We start from the raw sequence: 16,864 nt of genomic DNA, 5'->3' as shown, positions 1-16,864 counted from the left end.
ACTCAGCGGGAGGCGTATATTACACTTCCCAGAATTTGTGTCAAGCCAGCGTTTTGAAATTATTTATCAAACACACCACTTAAACTCCTTCGCTTCACTTTTGAACCTTTCGACTCCACCGCGTTGCGAGGCGGCCATTTTAGTGATTTTCAATCTCGTGTCAAGCGATGTTTTGCATCATTTTTCACTTCATTTCAAAACCACCCCAGAGCTGCTTTCGCACTACCCCGTTGGCATGGCGCGCATTATAGGGAGTTTTTAATCCTGCACAACCCCTAAAATGACAATTTGATGATATCCGTGATCGTTCGCTCAGAAAAAAAGCAAAACGGGCAAAAAAGAGTCTTTTTTGCCCGTTTTATTAACAGAAATGGCGATTACTATAGAAAAGCTGTTGTTACACCTTAAATTGCTTCACCAGATCTTTTAAATCCTGACTTAGTTGAGTTAAACGCTGAGTAGACTGATCGCTGCCTTTAATAGCGCCGGCAGTCTGATGCACCAACTGACTAATGGTATGTACGTTCTGATCCACTTCGCCAGCCACTGCACTTTGTTGTTCGGCTGCGGTAGCGATGTGCGCATTCATATCGGAAATCTGTGCTATCGAATTGGCAATATCAGTCAGCGCTTGCTGAACCTGAGCCGCCAGATTGATATTCAGTTCTGCTGCAGTTTTACTTTCCTGCACAGCTGCTGTCATTTGCTGAGTGCCTTGTTGCAACTCGGCAATAATGCCGGATATTTCCTGTGTCGATTTTTGCGTTTGATGCGCCAGAGTACGAACTTCATCAGCGACCACTGAAAAACCACGGCCATGTTCACCAGCTCGTGCAGCTTCTATAGCGGCATTCAGTGCAAGTAAGTTAGTTTGATCAGCCAGCTTATTAATGATGTTCAGTACATGACTGATATTTTGTGACGAGCTATATAAAGAGGATGCAACTACCGAACTTTGTTCTATGGTTTGGCTTTGGGTATGAATACTCTCTACTGAGGCTTTCATCAGCTTCATGCCCTGTTGAACCAAAGTTTCAACCTGACCAGTTTCATGATTGGCTTGTTCAGCACTTTGTGCCACTTCAGCTATAGCGGAACTCATCTCTGTAATAGCAGTAGCGACCATATCGGTTTCTTGTTGTTGCTGCACACTCTCTTTAGAAATTTGTTGAGAAATACGAGCCACATCCAACGCACTTTCGCTAACCTCAACAGAAGTGACCCCTACAGAAGTAATCAACTGACGGATTTTACCGACAAAAAGATTGAACGCCGTCGCCAGTGCTGCTAATTCATCTTTACCGTCGTAACTCAGTTTGACGGTCAGATCGCCATCACCCGAAGCTATGTCCTGCATAGCAGCTACAACATCTGTCATAGGTTTTACGACTGAACGTGTTACGTACCAGCTTAACGCCAACATCAAGCCGACAACCAGAAACACCAAAACAGCGAGTTGCATCACTACCTCATAAAAAGAGGCTTCCACATCATCTATATAGATACCAGTCCCGACTATCCAACCCCAGGGCTTGAATAATTCAACATGGGTAATTTTAGGCACTTCTTCGGTAGCACCAGGTTTAGGCCAGTTATAGAACACTGAATGTGAACCATCATCAGCCACACCATCAGCCATATTCTGGAACAAAGGTTCACCTTGTTTATCTTTAAAGCTGGCAACATCTTTACCATCCAGATCAGGCCTGAACGGATGCATCAGCATAGTAACCTGCTGATCGATCACAAAGTAATAGTCGTTCTCTTTATAGCGAAGGGATTTCAGTTCGGCTAACGCTAGTTGTTTAGCTTTGGCTTCGTCTAACTCTCCGCTGCCTACTTTGCTGTGATAGTTATTCACCAAAGCAACTGCAACCTGAGACAGATAAAGAGTGGAGAGGCGTTTTTCTTCCAGAATACTTTGCTTTAAACCAGAAAGGACTAACCAACACACCAGGATTTGACCAAGAACGGCAACGCCAACTATGGCAAAAAGACGGGTTTTAATACTCAAATTCTTTAACATGGCACAACCTGTACAAGACGCGTATCTGTTTGTTTTGTAAAGAATAGGCTGAAGATAGGAAATAGCAAGCAGGGTCAAAACGAACCAGAATATTTAGTTAGCGGCTTAACAATAAAAAGAATGTGATTTGTCGGAATTAATATGGAGGTAAAACAGAACAACAAGATGAAGAAAGAGAGTTGGTGCCGGGGGGGGGACTCGAACCCCCACGCCGTGAAGCGCTAACACCTGAAGCTAGTGTGTCTACCAATTCCACCACCGCGGCAACTCAATTTGTCTCTGTCAACGAAGTTTTGGTGCCGGGGGGGGGACTCGAACCCCCACGCCGTGAAGCGCTAACACCTGAAGCTAGTGTGTCTACCAATTCCACCACCGCGGCGCAAAGCGTCGTTGACGGCGTGCATGTTATGCGTCAAGTCGACAATCGTCAACTGTCTGATGCAAATTTTCAGTTGTTTTTACCAACACTGCTGAAATATTCAGCAAAGTGTTGGCTTTTGCATCAAAGACCTGACTTTAGCTCAACACAAAATATAAAGGCGAACCTAAGTTCGCCTTTTGTCAGGAAGTAAGCCGCGCGCTATCAGTACTTGGATTTTTTGATTAAACCAATTTCTTCCAAACGCTGCATCAGGTAGTCGTTTGAATTGATAGGTTCAGGGTAACGGTTTGGCTGATCAGCACTGATACAACTATCCAGAGTTTTAATCACATAGTCCGGATTCGGATGCATAAAAAACGGAATAGAATAACGAGGCTGGCCTGCAGCAGCTCCGGCCGGATTCACCACTCGGTGAGTGGTCGAAGGTAACAGATGGTTCGTCAGGCGTTGCAACATATCACCGATATTGACCACTATAGTGCCTTCAATGGTAGTTACCGGTAACCAGCTACCATCACGACGCAGAATTTCCAGACCTGACTCGTGTGAACCAACCAACAAAGTGATCAGGTTGATATCTTCATGCTGACCAGCACGAATAGACTGAGTCGAGGTATCCTTAATAGGTGGATAATGAATTGGGCGTAAAATCGAATTGCCGTAATCCACTTTGTCCGCAAAATACGCCTGATCCTGTTTTAAGAATAAAGCCAAAGCTTCCAGTACCGTATTACCTAAGTTTTCCAGCGCAGAGTACAAACCGTAAGTTGCGTCCTTAAATTCCGCGACTTCAGACGGCCACAAGTTTGGATACAAACTTGGGTGTGGCGCCGGACCTGATAATTCACGTCCAACGTGGAAAAACTCTTTTAAATCCGGATGATTACTGTCTTTGGCTTTTTCAACACCAAATCCCGTATAACCACGTGCGCCGCCCTGACCAGGCACATGGTACTTTTGTTTTACTTCAGTCGGTAAAGCAAAAAACTTCTTAATTGCTTTGTAGGTATTGTCCACAACTTCATCCGGGATACCGTGACCGCTAATGCCACAGAATCCAAACTCAGTGTAGGCTTTGCCAATTTCGGCAACAAAGCTAGCTTTGTCGGTGGCAAACCGTCTGATGTCCAACGTAGGGACTTGTTGTTGAGTCATAGTTGTAACCTATTTAACTTAACGAAAAGAAAAAGCCTGCTATTGCCGCACTCATCAGGTTAGCCAGAGTAGCAGCTAATAGAGCTTTTAAACCCAGCTCTGCAATATCTGACCGACGATTCGGAGCCATCACTCCTAAGCCACCTAACAGAATGGCAATCGATGAGAAGTTTGCAAAACCACATAAAGCGATAGTCACGATAATTTGAGTGTGTTCACTCAGCTGTCCTGCTTTGACATACTGAATAAAGTCCAGGTAAGCCACAAACTCGTTGATGACTAATTTCTGGCCAATAAAGCTGCCTGCCAGGCGGGCTTCTTCCCACGACACACCTAAGATGAATGCCAGTGGTTGGAAAATATAGCCAAAGATTAACTGCAGGGTTAAACCTTCAAAACCAACTAAAGTGCCGATCCAGCCAATTAAACCATTCACTAATGCAATTAAGCCGACAAAAGCCAACAACATAGCACCGACGTTTAATGCCAGTTGTAAACCGCTCGCTGCACCTGAGGCGGCTGCGTCAATCACGTTGGTATTTTTCTCAACCATACCAATATCAGCTAAGTCATTTTTTGGAGTCTCGGTTTCCGGCAGCAAAAGTTTGGCCATCAACAAGCCACCTGGAGCGGCCATAAAGCTGGCTGCGATCAGATACTTCAGTTCAATCCCCATACCGGCATAACCAGCGAGTACAGAACCTGCAACAGAAGACAAGCCCCCTACCATTACCGCAAATAATTCTGAACGGGTCATAGTGGGAATAAAAGGACGAACAACCAATGGAGCTTCTGTCTGTCCCACAAAGATATTAGCTGCAGCACTCATAGACTCAGGGCGACTGGTGCCAAGCAATTTTTGCAAACCACCACCTAACACAGTAATGATGATACGCATCACACCAATGTGGTACAGCACAGCTATTAAAGAAGAGAAGAAGATAATGACCGTCAGCACATGAATGGCAAAAACGAAGCCATATTTCTGTGCGCCCGCATCACCAAATAAGAAGATGATACCGGACTGAGCGTAAGAGATAATATTGCCGACAAAGGCAGAAATGCTTAACAGCACGTCTTTACCAAAAGGCACATAAAGCACAAAAGCGCCTATTGCCAACTGGATCGCAAAAGCACCTACGACAGTTCGCCATTTGATGCGACTTCTGTTAGCAGAAGCTAAATACGCAGTTACTAAGATGGCAAGAATGCCAACCAAACTCATCATAGTTATTCCTTGGATATAGGGTCTGGCCATGCAAGGCGCAGATTTTTGTTCTTGTGATGCCAAATCCTAGAATAGCATCAAAAGATCAAGTAGTTACAGTTTCCGAGCGGGAGTGTTAACCACCGTAGCCGGCTTCAAACACTTGTAGTTGCTGTTCAGGGGTTGTCTAAACTTGACGTTTTGCCGCGCGATTATAACAGAATTGAAAAGCTTGCAAAGCAAATGTTGCACGATGAACATGGATGAAAGCGACAACCAAAACTGCTTTTTGATTGTCGTTACGGCTTGTAAGCAGGAAGATTATTCCTGCAATAACTGACGAATTTTGGTTTTGATAATATCGATGGCTATTTCGTTTTTACCACCACGAGTCACCACTAAATCGGCGTACTGCTTGGACGGATTAATAAACTCAAAAAAAGCGGGGCGCACATAGTTTTCGTATTGTTCTGTAATAGAACCTAAACTACGGCCTCTGTCTTCCATATCACGTTTAATACGACGTAATAAGCAAACATCCAAAGGCGTATCCATAAAGACAGTGATATTAAACTGCTGACGTAACTTGTCGTCGGTCAGTAATAAAATACCTTCTACCAGCACCACTTTAGCCGGATGCACGGTAATAGTTTCAGCCTTGCGGGTATGAGTTTTATAACAGTACTGTGGCATAGACACAGCTTTACCATCTTTTAACTGCTGTAAATGCGATGCCAATAACTCGTGCTCAAAAGCGGCAGGATGATCATAATTAGTCAGAGTACGCTGATCAAAAGACAAATGTGCCTGATCGCGATAGTACGCGTCTTCAGCCAACACAGCGATACGCTCACCACCTAATTCCGCTACCAGTTCCTGATAAACAGTAGATGCAAACAAACTTTTGCCAGAGGCCGAGGCGCCGGCAATAGCAATAATGGTACTTTTAGCCACAGGATCACTTCTAGTTCAAAACTTAACTTAGCGCATTATCGCGGATTTTAGCCTTTGGATAAATAAAAAATGCCGGTATTACACCGGCATTTTAAGTTTAAGGTTGTAACCCTTTAGATTAGAAGCGGTAATTAACACCCACTTTCAAACGCCAGACAGAATCTTGAGTGTAGAAAGTTCTGTAGTTCGTGGTATTTGTAGTTGGGCTACCATAAATATACTGCTTGGTTACCGGGTCGATAGTAAACTCAGCTAACTCAATAGTACCAAAGTCACTGCCGTACACTTTACCCTGACTACTATCGATCAAGTTCAGCAAGTTATCTACCGTCACGTACACTGTACCTTTATGGTCAGGCAAGAAACCAGGAACTTCTTGACGAACACTTAAGTCCAGAGTGTTCACCCAAGGAGTCGTACTTACACCTTTTGGCAAATAACCACCAGCATACTTATCTAAACCTAATTCATTGATCGTATTAAAGAATGTAGTACGATCAGCGTCGCTTACAAATACTACGTTAGGGTCGTTTTCTGTCGGAATGTACGGCAGGAACGCATCATTTGTAGTACCCGGGCTTAACAAACCATATGGGTCACGGCCAGGGCCATCACGTCCATCCAAGTCATTACCATCCAGGAAGTAAGTAATTGGTTTGCCTGAACGACGCTCAAAAAACAGATTGATGTTAGTTGCATAACCAGCAAACACTTCTGTCTCATACCCTAGGTTTAACACAAAACGATGTTCAGTCTCAAATGTTGAACGTCCCACTAAAGCTTCATTACGATTAATAACAGTGTTGTTACCATAGTTACTTGAAGCCGTTGAACTGGTGCTTGTGTGAGCATCAGTAATATCCTGGTTGGTATAGGAAGCAGTGAAACGAATGCCATTGTCATACGCTTTACTTAACGCAGTACTAATAACACGCGCACGACCTTCTTCATCTGCGTTTGTTAACATCAGATCACGAGTAGAACCATCGGCATCGTTATACACAATACGACCACCATCTGATGTAGTGCCGTCTTTGTCTTCTTCAGTTAAGCTGGCATCAACCCAAAACGCTGTATCTTGTTCACGTTTATATAAGTACTCAGTGGTCCAAATATAATCTTCACCCAAACCTGGAATTTCGAAGCTGTGATCTACGGCTAACTGTAGACGCCAATCAGAAGGCAACTTGAAGTTTGGATCAGTAAAGTTAGTACCAGATACTGTAGTCGCACTTGCGACAGCATCCTGATAAGCCTGAGGCACATCAGCAATACTTACACCGGCTAATGCATCTTCTAATGCACCACCATCACCAGTTTCAATATCCAGAAAACCGATGTTTACGCCAGTATTAGAATAAGCGTTAGATACCCACACTGTTGGCTGTCCACCAGAGAAACGACCTATACCACCACGAACCGTTGTATCTAAAGTCGCATCCCATTTAAAGCCTAAACGTGGTAATACAATACCTAAACCGTCAAGGTTTTCAGTGTTGTTGAAACCAGTGCGGCCAAATACGTTAGGGTTAGCCGCCGGAACATCACTGGAAGCTAAACGCTCATAACGAACACCCATATCGAAAGTAATTTCGTCATTAAATGCCCACTCATCGTGTACATAAACAGCGTGCTCTTTGCGCACAAAATCAGCAGCAGCAGCAGCTGGATTTAAGCTGGTAGAGTTTTGATAAATTAAACGTGAAGCCTGACGATTTTCGAAGTCTTCAATACTGTCAAAAGTATATGAACCTTTAGTGTTTTGCAGGAACAAGTTAAAAATATCTAAGCTCTTATATTGATAACCGAAACTGATGCTGTGATCGTCATACAGATAATCTGCATCTAAAGCCATAATAAATGTGCTCTTATCCAGCTCATTTGAATGGCGCGAGAAGTCAGAACCTATAGCTATATCACCAGATGCGGTTTCGATAGTAACATCACCAAAATTGCCTAACGACGCTTGGGTCGTTGGGTTATCCATATAAGTTAAGCTGAACTGAGTAGAAAAATCCGGCGTCCAGTCAGAATATAATTTGAACGCATAGTTGTTTAGCTCTTCAATACGGTTGTACCAGTGAGAAGATAAACGCAGTTCATCTTCATTCTGCGACACGTTTGAAGTGCGATTGCCTTTAGTGTATTGGTACGTGAACGCTGCACGATGTTGATCGTTAAGGTTCCAGTCCAATTTCATCAACAGTTTTTCATCATCAGTGACAGGTGATAAATTCCAGTCACCCGCGTTTACACCGTAGACGTCTTGAGCAATACGTTGTACAGCCAGATAATCAGCATTGCTAACTAAACTTTCGTTAGCTGCACCACTGCCAGCCGGACCCCATTCAATTGGAGTATCAGCTTCGTAGTATTCATAGGAAACAAAGTAGAACAACTTGTCTTCAACTAAAGCGCCACCTAATGTACCACCATAGGTAGTTTCATCGAATTTTAACGGCACTTCACGGCCATTGTCTTTCGGAGTACCTGCCATACCGTCATTTTGAGTTTCATAAAAGAAACTACCACCAAAATCGTTGGTACCAGATTTCGTTACGGCGTTAATTTGTGCGCCTTGGAAGCCGCTGGCTTTGGCATTAAAAGGAGAAGTATTAATAGAAATCTGATCGATAGCTTCTAAAGAAATGGGTGAACGAGTTGTAGGGTAGCCGTTTGCGTTCAAACCAAAATCATCGTTCTGAGCAATACCGTCAACGCTAATGCTGTTAAAACGTGGGTTAGTACCAGCCACACTTAATTCGCCGTCTTTAGAGGACAAGACTGCAAGTGGGTTGTTACGAATAATATCTTTTAAATCACGGTTAAAACTTGGTGCATTTTGAATGTCATCAGCACCAAAATAGCTGTCACTGCCGCCGTTATTTGATGCAATCACAGCGCCAGTAACTGCTATACGCTCAACAGATTCAGATTTTAATGCTTCATTAATCTGATAGTTTTGACCTAACTGTAGGAAAATATTGTTTAAGGTTTCATCAGAGTAAGTATCGGAATCAACAACGACAGTATAAGGGCCACCCACACGCAAACCAGACGCAATAAAACTACCTGATTCATTTGTGATCACTTCACGAGTTGTACCTGACGGCACGTGAGTAATAATAATTTTAGTGCCTACAGCTGCACCACCTTCAGGAGTGGTTATGCGACCACGAATAGCAGAAGATGTATCAGCGAGCACAGCGCCTGAGCCCATGGCTAATGCCACAGCCAGCGCAATATGTTTAATTTTCATATTGTTTTTCACCTGGTAGTTGTAAATTTTTATGTTTCAGCCAAGCTGAAAACTTCCTGCTTCCAATTTGGGCGACAACTATATCGAACTTTTATTACGTTTTTCTTACATCGGACCAGATTGCCGTTGAACTAAGATCAACTTTGGTTGTCAGGTCCGATTTGTCACGCAAGTGTAACATATGAACTGTAAAAATCGTACATTTGCTGTGCTTAATCAACATCATTTTCAATTCAATACCGAACAACTTGCCTTTAAGTAAAATCACCGCTGAAACTGGGTTTTAACAAGGTTTCAGGATATGCTTACCACACTATTTAACTGGCTTAGCACTTATGAATTACATTTTTTCATCTATTTTAGTGACTTCTTTTTTTTCTTTCAGCGGGATTGTTATGGCTAAAGAGCAAACTCTGACTATTGCCACTTTTAACGTCAGTATGGAATCTGAAAACTATCTTGCGAAAGGTGTTGCCGGAGGCCCGCAGGTTTTGAGCACCCTGCTCGCTCAGGGAAATCATCCACAAATCAAAAACATCGCAGCTATAGTGCAGCAAACCCAACCTGATATTCTGCTGCTGAACGAATTTGATTACATCGAAGACCCGGCAGCAGGAGTGCAGCTGTTTATCAGAAATTACTTAAACAAAGCACAAAATGCTGATGGTAAAACCATCGATTACCCCTACTTCTATTACAGCACTGTCAATACAGGCCAACCCAGCGGTTTTGATTTAGACAATGATGGCCAACTAACCAATAAAGGTTCAGATGCCTGGGGCTTTGGTCAGTATCCGGGCCAGTACGGCATGATGTTGTTATCGAAGTACCCAATTAATACCAGCAAGGTCAGAACCTTCCAGCATTTTAAATGGAAAGATATGCCAGGCGCTTTGCAAACGACTAAAGCCGATGGTTCGCCCTGGTACAGTCCGGACGCCTGGCAGTTAATGCCCTTATCGTCAAAAGCACATTGGGACGTGCCTGTACTGGTCAACAAAAAGCCTGTGCATATCTTGATCAGCCACCCTACTCCACCGGTATTTGATGGAGAGGAAGACAGAAACGGTAAACGTAACCATGATGAAGTTCGATTCTGGACTGATTACTTAAACCCGGAAAAAGCCAGTTATATCTATGATGACAGGGGCCAAAAAGGCGGTCTTGCCGACGATAAAACCTTTGTGATCCTTGGTGATTTAAATTCATCGCCAGTGGAAGGTAATGCCTACAAAGAAGGTATAGGTAATTTATTAATGCACCCAAGGGTGGATAGCAGCTTTACACCACAAAGTGCTGGTGGCAAAGCGCATAGCCCTGACAGCCCGTATGCAGCGACTCACACCGCAGGCTGGCGGATGAGAGCAGATTATGTGCTGCCATCTAAATCTGGTTTTAAAGTACTGTCCAGTGGTGTGTTCTGGCCAGCAGCAGGTCAGCCTTTTTATGAACTGGTGGCGGATCGTGCAGCAAGCTCAGATCATCGTTTGGTTTGGGTAAAACTGAAACTGACCGCTCAATAGGCGGTCAATAAAAAACGGAGCTAATCAGCTCCGTTTTTTATTCTTACTGGCAAGATGATTACTTTTGCTCGACCAAAGGCGCGCTGTAAGCCAGTTCCATATCCCATGGCAGCTGGATCCAGGTGTCCTGCTCGATGTCCGTCACATAGTGATCCACCAGCGGTTTGCCTTGAGGTTTTGCATACACAGTAACAAAGCAAGCAGTTGGGAAATGTTCCCTTAGCGCTTTGGCTGTTTCACCTGTGTCCACCAAATCGTCCACGATCAATAAACGTGGACTATCCGCTAAAGCGGCGTCTTTCAGCACTTTTAATTCACGTTGCTGATCATGGTCGTAGCTGGAGACACAAATGCTGTCCACCACACGAATATCCAGCTCACGCGCCAGAATAGCAGCAGGCACTAAACCACCACGGCTGACCGCAACTATGCTGTCAAAATCGCGGTTCAATAAACCCTTAGCTAACTCTTTAGTTGCTCTGTGAAAGGCTTCCCATGACACATAAAACATTTTGTTGGTGGTCAGTGACATAACAGTTCCTTAAACCAGAGCTAAAGCGATTTCGACCATCTCGTTAAAGGAGGTCTGACGTAATTCTGCGCTTAAGGCTTCACCGGTACGGATATGATCGCTCACAGTCATAATAGCCAGCGCTTTAATGCCAAACTCTGCAGCTACTCCATATAAACCAGCGGCTTCCATTTCTACACCCAATACACCGTATTTTTCCAGGCGGTCAAACAGAGTTGGATCCGGGTTGTAGAATAAATCAGAGGTAAATAAGTTACCTACTTTGACATCAATGTTTTTGGCGCGCGCTGCAGCTACTGCACGTTCCAGCAGACCATAATCCGCTAAAGCAGCGAAATCCAGATTTCCACCTAAACGGTTACGGTTCACATTCGAATCTGTGCTTGCGCCCATAGCTATCACAACATCACGTACTTTGACATCCAGTGGTAAACCGCCACAGGAGCCAATACGGATAATGTTTTTTACACCATAAAACTTCACCAGTTCAGTGGCATAAATCGACATGGACGGAATGCCCATACCTGAGCCCAATACGCTGACTTTTTTGCCCTGATAAGTACCGGTGTAACCAAACATATTACGTACTGTGTTGACGCACTCAACATCCTGTAAAAAGGTGTCGGCAATATGTTTAGCACGCAGCGGGTCGCCTGGCATTAATACGGTTTCTGCAAAAGCGCCTTCTGGCGCATTAATATGAGGAGTTGCCATGAGTTACTCTAAATTAAGAAGCTAAAAAGGACTGGCCATAAGGCATGGCCGCTAAATCAAAATAGTCGGCCAGAGTCTGGCCCATATCAGCGAAACTTGCTCTTTCGCCTAAATCTTTGGCTGCGCGGTTTTTACCATAAAACAGCACTGGTACATATTCACGGGTGTGTTCAGTTCCTACCCAGGTAGGGTCACAACCATGGTCCGCAGTTAACAGCAGCACCGCATCTTCATCCAGTGCAGCCATAATCTCCGGTAAACGAGTATCGAAATACTCCAGCGCTTCACCATAACCAATAGGATCACGGCGATGACCATAGTTCTGATCAAAGTCGACCAGATTGGTAAATACCAAACTACGTTCTGGCGCTATCGCCATCTCAGCTAAAGTTGTATCCACCAAAGCAGCTAAACCAGTGGCTTTGACTTCTTTGCTGATACCCTGATGTGCATAAATATCAGCAATTTTACCAATGCTGATCACAGTGCCACCCGACTGGGTTAAGGTATCCAGCACTGTTGGAGCTGGCGGTAAAACCGAATAGTCCTTTCTGTTACCGGTGCGGGCATAGTTGCTTGCGTCAGTACCCAAAAAAGGACGGGCAATAACACGGCCTATATTGTAACTGTCCAGAAGCTCACGGGCAGTTTCACAGAACTGTAAAAGCTTGTCCAAACCAAAATGCTCTTCATGAGCTGCCACCTGAAATACGCTGTCAGCCGAGGTGTAACAAATAGGCTTGCCGGTTTTGATGTGTTCATCACCCAGCTTCACCAGAATGTCAGTGCCAGAGGCATGGCAATTACCCAAAATACCAGGCACACCAGTGCGGCGTACTAATTCGTCAATCAGTTGCGCAGGAAAGCTATTTTGTTTGTCGTGGAAATAACCCCAGTCAAACAACACAGGCACACCAGCAATTTCCCAGTGGCCACTAGGAGTATCTTTACCGCTGGATAATTCACGGGCGTGGCCATAGCTGCCAACCAAAGTTGGACTGTCTTCGACTAATGCCATTTCACCGCTGGCGGCAAAACCTGCTTTGACCAAACCTAAACTGGCAAGGTTGGGCAAATTCAACTGACGGCCTTTGGCCTGAAAAAATGCTTTGCTGATGCTGGCAAAAGTATTGGCACCGACGTCACCGAACTTATCTGCATCGGGAGCACTGCCAATCCCAAAGCTATCCATCACTAAAATTACTGCCTTTGACATACTTACCTACCTATTACATCAACCCTCACCATATAAAATGATCATGAGGTTCGGTAAAGCCAGCCACAAGTGGCAAAAATTAAAAAGGGCACGCAGCTTATGCAAAAACGCACCCTTTGGCAATCCCATATTTTTACATTCTGCTAACTGATTTTGAATTTCCCTACCAAGCCAAACAAGGTATCAGACAACAGACGAATTTCATTCGACAAACGATCGTTGTCTTTCGCTATATCTCCGGCAGCACTGGCCTGATCATGCAGTGCATACAGGTTCTTGGTGATTTCTTCAGACACCACAGCCTGCTCTTCGGTAGCGGCCGCGGTTTGCGTCGCCATATCATTCACTTTAATTGAAGATTGCTGCAACTCACGGAACACTTGCTCGGCCTGAGAAAAACTACTGACGGTTAAATCCGCATTGGTTTTACCACTGCTAATGGCCGTGGCAGCTTCATTCACCCTGCTTTGCAGCGCCTGGATCATTTCCTGAATATGGTTTGTGCTTTGCTGAGTTCTGGAAGCTAAAGTACGCACTTCGTCGGCTACTACGGCAAAACCACGGCCTTGCTCACCTGCACGGGCTGCTTCAATAGCTGCGTTTAAGGCCAATAAATTGGTTTGTTCAGCAATACCACGTATCACATCCAATACCGAGGCTATGTTTTCAGAACTGTTTTCCAACTCACCTGAACAGGCCAGAGCTTTGTCCACATCTTTGGTTAAGCTTGCCATACTTTGAGTCACACTGTTCACCACCACTAAACCACGCTCAGCACTGATTTTTGCTTCGTCTGCTTCATGCGCCGAATCTGTGGCTACTTGTGCCATTTCTTTATTCGCTAATGTCATTTCATGCACAGCACTGACAATAGAATCAGAGGCGACATTTAATGAGCGGGTTATGTCATTGGTTTTAATAGCGGATTCAGAAAGTACCTGAGTTAGCTTGCTCAGCTGAGCTGCTTGTTGCAACACAGAAGCAATCAGTTGGCATAAGTTGGCAACAAAACCATTAAACTGCCCTGCTAAGGCCGCAAACTCGTCCTTTGAATTGGTATCCAGTCGCGCTGTTAAATCGCCATCCCCCGAAGCAATTTCAGACAAACGTGCTGTTAAAGAATTAATTTGAGTGGTCAGAGATTTTGGTACGCTGTAGCTAAACCAGCCCGCAATCAACAGAATAATTGCAGTGATTGTGTAAGTCGTGTTTTGGAAAAAACTGATCTCAGAAGTCAACACCTGCTGCTCACTGACAGATTTATTGAGTGCCGCTTCACCTGCTTTATCCAAAACATTACGAAGCGCTGCGAACTGAGTCTGCTCTTCGGCGATCAGATCAGCTCCGGCATTGCCTGCTTTACTGGCTTCAAGCAGCGCCTTTACACTTTGATACCACAACTGGTAATCCTTCCCAAACTCAGCAAACTGCTGCTGCACATCAGGATAATTTTTTAAAAACTGTAAATAATCAGCAAAACGTTGTTTTACCTGTTGGGCATTGTCTTCGACTTCAGCTTCAAGCGCCGCGCTATCCCCCTGTTTACTTAAGTGCATAGTGGATGCAAGTTTTGCCTGGTATAAATCGCGGTCAGCATTCAAAACCACCGAAATAGCCTGCAAAAAGTTGTCGGCCTGTATGGCCAACGCATTTTTTTGCAGACCAGATAAATAGCTGAACATCGAGACAACAATCAATAAAGTGAAAGCCAGAATAAGCATAGGTAAACTGCTTTTAACTCTGATACTGTGCAAATTCATAGTGAGTCCTTGGAAAGGTGTAATACTTTCCTAAGTATTGATAACAGAATGACTTTCCGCCAAATTTTAGAGAAAAATAGTTCCGCAGCGCTGTAAACAGCGGCATCACTGATGCAATGAACTAAAGCAGCTGGCTCGCGTATATGTCTGCTAATGAATGAATGGAGTTTGTGAATGAAAACCGCTGTAATTACAGGAACAAGTCGTCGCCTTGGCGCTTATTTGGCAGAAAAACTCAGTGCAGAGGGCTATCAGGTATTCGGTCTCACCAGACAACTGAATCCACAGCAGCAGTATTTGGCGCAAATAGTGGTAGATTATCAGTCAGCAGATTCTGTGATGTCGGCTATTCATCAGGTGCAGCAGCAAAACGGAAGTATCGATCTTCTGATCCATAATGCATCTTTGTTTGAAAAAGACGAGTTACATACAGAGGATACAGTGAGTTTTTATCAGGCGTTATTTGCTGTGCATATGCAGCTGCCTGCTCTTTTAAACCAACACTTAGCACCACAACTAGCCAAAGCTCAGGGCGGCGGTTTGATTGTACATATCACAGATATTTACAGTGAAAACCCAAACCCGGCTTTTTCACTCTACTGCAGCACCAAAGCCGGGCTTGAAAATTTAATGAAGTCAGCGGCTAAAGCTTATGCACCACAAATTCGTGTAAACAGTATTCAGCCAGGCCCTATTATGTTTTTGCCAGAACATAGCAACAGCGAAAAACAGCAGGTGATGCAACAAACCTTAATTGCGCAAGAAGCTGGTTTCGAGCCAATTTATCAGGGCGTCAGGTTTTTGATCGACAATAAATTTGTCACCGGTCTCAGCCTGAAAATAGATGGCGGCAGGTCGCTCGGAAAATAGCTGACAACCGAATTGAATTGGCGCTTGCTTGCTGCCCGGGTCAAACACTTGTTGAATGTAGGATTCAGTCAATTCAGTTTTCCATGTCTCTGACCACAGCTCCTGGCAGCAGATAATATCCAAATCACAGCTGCGATCTTTGACACTACGTTTTGGATCGCTTCTGTCACGCCCTAATAACTCTTCAATATGGCAAAGCTCTGTTTTTAATTCAGTTGCAGCAAGGGTTGAGTTCAGCACCAGCACTGAATTAATAAACACATGATTAGACTCAACCAGTTGTGCCTGAGTGTACACCCGCTGATACAGATACAAGGATCCAAAGTTTTTAGCCAACGCACTGACAGCTGCTGCTACATGCTGTTCAGGCTGAATATTTGAGCCTATAGAAATCACATAATACATAACACTCCTTGTGATTCAGCTTGCTGCTGCATCCGTCTGATGTTCTTTGCTTAACTGCACCCGCTGTCCTTGCCGGGCAAAACCAGCAAAATGCTGCTCCACCATCTGCTGATAGTCTGGCCAGTGGTCTTCATAACTCATTAAATAGGTTTTTTTACACAGCTCTGCCGGATATAAGCTCAGCATCGAATGCACGGATGCATGCACCGGATTGTATTCAGTTAAGGTCACATCGTGGAAAATCAGCTCTGGGTTTAACTGCATCAGTAGTTGTGGTATCGCCACCGTATCGCCGGAATAAAAAACACTGTGGTTAATCATCAAACCAAAACAGACTTTGCCTGGCGTGTGGGATACCCGGTGCAACTGGTAAAAGTTACCAAAGAGCTCAAACTCATCGTTTTGTAACAGCACCAGATCAAAATAATCGGAGAGCTCATTTTCACCCTCGCCATTTTTCGCCAGCACACCTTTTAAACACTGATGCCATAACTCGTTATACAACTCATGATGCAAAATCAGCCTGGCCTTTTTATGGTATTTGTAACGGCCTTCATTCGCCAGCCGCTCCAGACCAAACATATGATCGGCATGCACATGGGTAATAAACACAGCGTCTATATCCTGCAGCTTTAAACCCTGAGCTAACAAAGCGGGTTTGATGGTGTAGCCACAGTCAATCAGCAAAGTTCCTTCAGAGTTTGTCACCAATGCATTGTTATTAAACAAGGTATCGGATTCTGAATGACCACAGCCGAGAATTAACAGTTCATTGGAATTGGACAACATCATTTATTTCTACCCAAAGCAAAGTGCTTATATAGTACGGCTTTTGCTGCAGATTGTATCACCGCTTTGCCG

General features: G+C 44.3%; 14 protein-coding genes and 2 tRNA genes. 3 read left to right on the top strand and 13 right to left on the bottom strand.

Features of this window, described 5'->3' with window-relative positions; all coding sequences use genetic code 11:
- Positions 1-262: hypothetical protein (locus LSG34_RS18820; protein ID WP_233010807.1), on the top strand; the 262-nt coding region annotated here is incomplete at its 5' end.
- Between the two features lie 135 nt (positions 263-397).
- On the opposite strand, the gene LSG34_RS18815 is transcribed toward LSG34_RS18820, so the two are convergent.
- From LSG34_RS18815 to LSG34_RS18785, 7 genes are all read right to left on the bottom strand, one after another.
- Complete coding sequence (locus tag LSG34_RS18815) at positions 398-2,026, bottom strand: methyl-accepting chemotaxis protein (protein ID WP_233010805.1); 1,629 nt, start codon at positions 2,024-2,026, stop codon at positions 398-400.
- 180 nt (positions 2,027-2,206) lie between these two features.
- A tRNA-Leu gene (locus LSG34_RS18810) sits at positions 2,207-2,291 on the bottom strand.
- A gap of 29 nt (positions 2,292-2,320) precedes the next feature.
- Positions 2,321-2,405: transfer RNA gene (locus tag LSG34_RS18805), tRNA-Leu, on the bottom strand.
- A gap of 204 nt (positions 2,406-2,609) precedes the next feature.
- Entirely contained in the window at positions 2,610-3,563 is a 954-nt protein-coding gene (locus LSG34_RS18800; protein WP_233010803.1) for an isopenicillin N synthase family dioxygenase, read from the bottom strand.
- 13 nt (positions 3,564-3,576) lie between these two features.
- Positions 3,577-4,791 carry a NupC/NupG family nucleoside CNT transporter gene (locus LSG34_RS18795; protein WP_233010801.1) on the bottom strand — a complete coding sequence of 405 codons (1,215 nt, stop codon included), beginning with the start codon at positions 4,789-4,791 and terminating at the stop codon, positions 3,577-3,579.
- Positions 4,792-5,091: 300 nt separating this feature from the next.
- Positions 5,092-5,724, bottom strand: a complete 633-nt coding sequence (gene udk, locus LSG34_RS18790; protein WP_233010799.1) for a uridine kinase — start codon at positions 5,722-5,724, stop codon at positions 5,092-5,094.
- Between the two features lie 118 nt (positions 5,725-5,842).
- Complete coding sequence (locus tag LSG34_RS18785; RefSeq protein WP_233010797.1) at positions 5,843-8,983, bottom strand: TonB-dependent receptor; 3,141 nt, start codon at positions 8,981-8,983, stop codon at positions 5,843-5,845.
- Between the two features lie 395 nt (positions 8,984-9,378).
- On the opposite strand from LSG34_RS18785, the gene LSG34_RS18780 reads away from it, so the two are divergent.
- Positions 9,379-10,506, top strand: coding sequence for an endonuclease/exonuclease/phosphatase family protein (locus LSG34_RS18780; protein ID WP_233010795.1), 1,128 nt, complete (start codon positions 9,379-9,381; stop codon positions 10,504-10,506).
- Positions 10,507-10,564: 58 nt separating this feature from the next.
- Here the strand turns inward: LSG34_RS18780 and gpt are convergent, their stop codons facing one another.
- From gpt to LSG34_RS18760, 4 genes are all read right to left on the bottom strand, one after another.
- Positions 10,565-11,038: a xanthine phosphoribosyltransferase gene (gene gpt / locus LSG34_RS18775; RefSeq protein ID WP_319633879.1), complete on the bottom strand. Its 474-nt coding sequence runs from the start codon at positions 11,036-11,038 to the stop codon at positions 10,565-10,567.
- 9 nt (positions 11,039-11,047) lie between these two features.
- Positions 11,048-11,752 (bottom strand): purine-nucleoside phosphorylase, encoded by a 705-nt coding sequence (gene deoD, locus LSG34_RS18770; RefSeq protein ID WP_233010793.1) that lies wholly within the window; start codon positions 11,750-11,752, stop codon positions 11,048-11,050.
- 13 nt (positions 11,753-11,765) lie between these two features.
- Positions 11,766-12,968, bottom strand: a complete 1,203-nt coding sequence (locus LSG34_RS18765; RefSeq protein ID WP_233010791.1) for a phosphopentomutase — start codon at positions 12,966-12,968, stop codon at positions 11,766-11,768.
- Positions 12,969-13,111: 143 nt separating this feature from the next.
- Positions 13,112-14,728 carry a methyl-accepting chemotaxis protein gene (locus LSG34_RS18760; protein WP_233010789.1) on the bottom strand — a complete coding sequence of 539 codons (1,617 nt, stop codon included), beginning with the start codon at positions 14,726-14,728 and terminating at the stop codon, positions 13,112-13,114.
- Between the two features lie 174 nt (positions 14,729-14,902).
- Between LSG34_RS18760 and LSG34_RS18755 the strand changes: the two genes are divergently transcribed.
- Positions 14,903-15,598, top strand: coding sequence for an SDR family NAD(P)-dependent oxidoreductase (locus LSG34_RS18755; RefSeq protein ID WP_233010787.1), 696 nt, complete (start codon positions 14,903-14,905; stop codon positions 15,596-15,598).
- Here the strand turns inward: LSG34_RS18755 and LSG34_RS18750 are convergent.
- Both LSG34_RS18750 and LSG34_RS18745 read right to left on the bottom strand, forming a co-directional pair.
- Positions 15,479-16,003 (bottom strand): 2-amino-4-hydroxy-6-hydroxymethyldihydropteridine diphosphokinase, encoded by a 525-nt coding sequence (locus LSG34_RS18750; protein WP_233010785.1) that lies wholly within the window; start codon positions 16,001-16,003, stop codon positions 15,479-15,481. The two genes, LSG34_RS18755 and LSG34_RS18750, sit on opposite strands and share 120 nt — an antisense overlap.
- A 15-nt stretch (positions 16,004-16,018) precedes the next feature.
- The gene (locus LSG34_RS18745) at positions 16,019-16,795 is read right to left on the bottom strand and encodes an MBL fold metallo-hydrolase (protein ID WP_233010783.1); all 777 of its coding nucleotides are present in this window, start codon (positions 16,793-16,795) and stop codon (positions 16,019-16,021) included.
- Positions 16,796-16,864: the final 69 nt, after the last annotated feature.

The organism is Rheinheimera faecalis (genome assembly GCF_021290965.1).
GTDB lineage: Bacteria > Pseudomonadota > Gammaproteobacteria > Enterobacterales > Alteromonadaceae > Pararheinheimera > Pararheinheimera faecalis.
The sequence above is the reverse complement of the archived record's forward strand: the minus strand, read 5'-3'. Positions and strand labels throughout refer to the sequence as shown.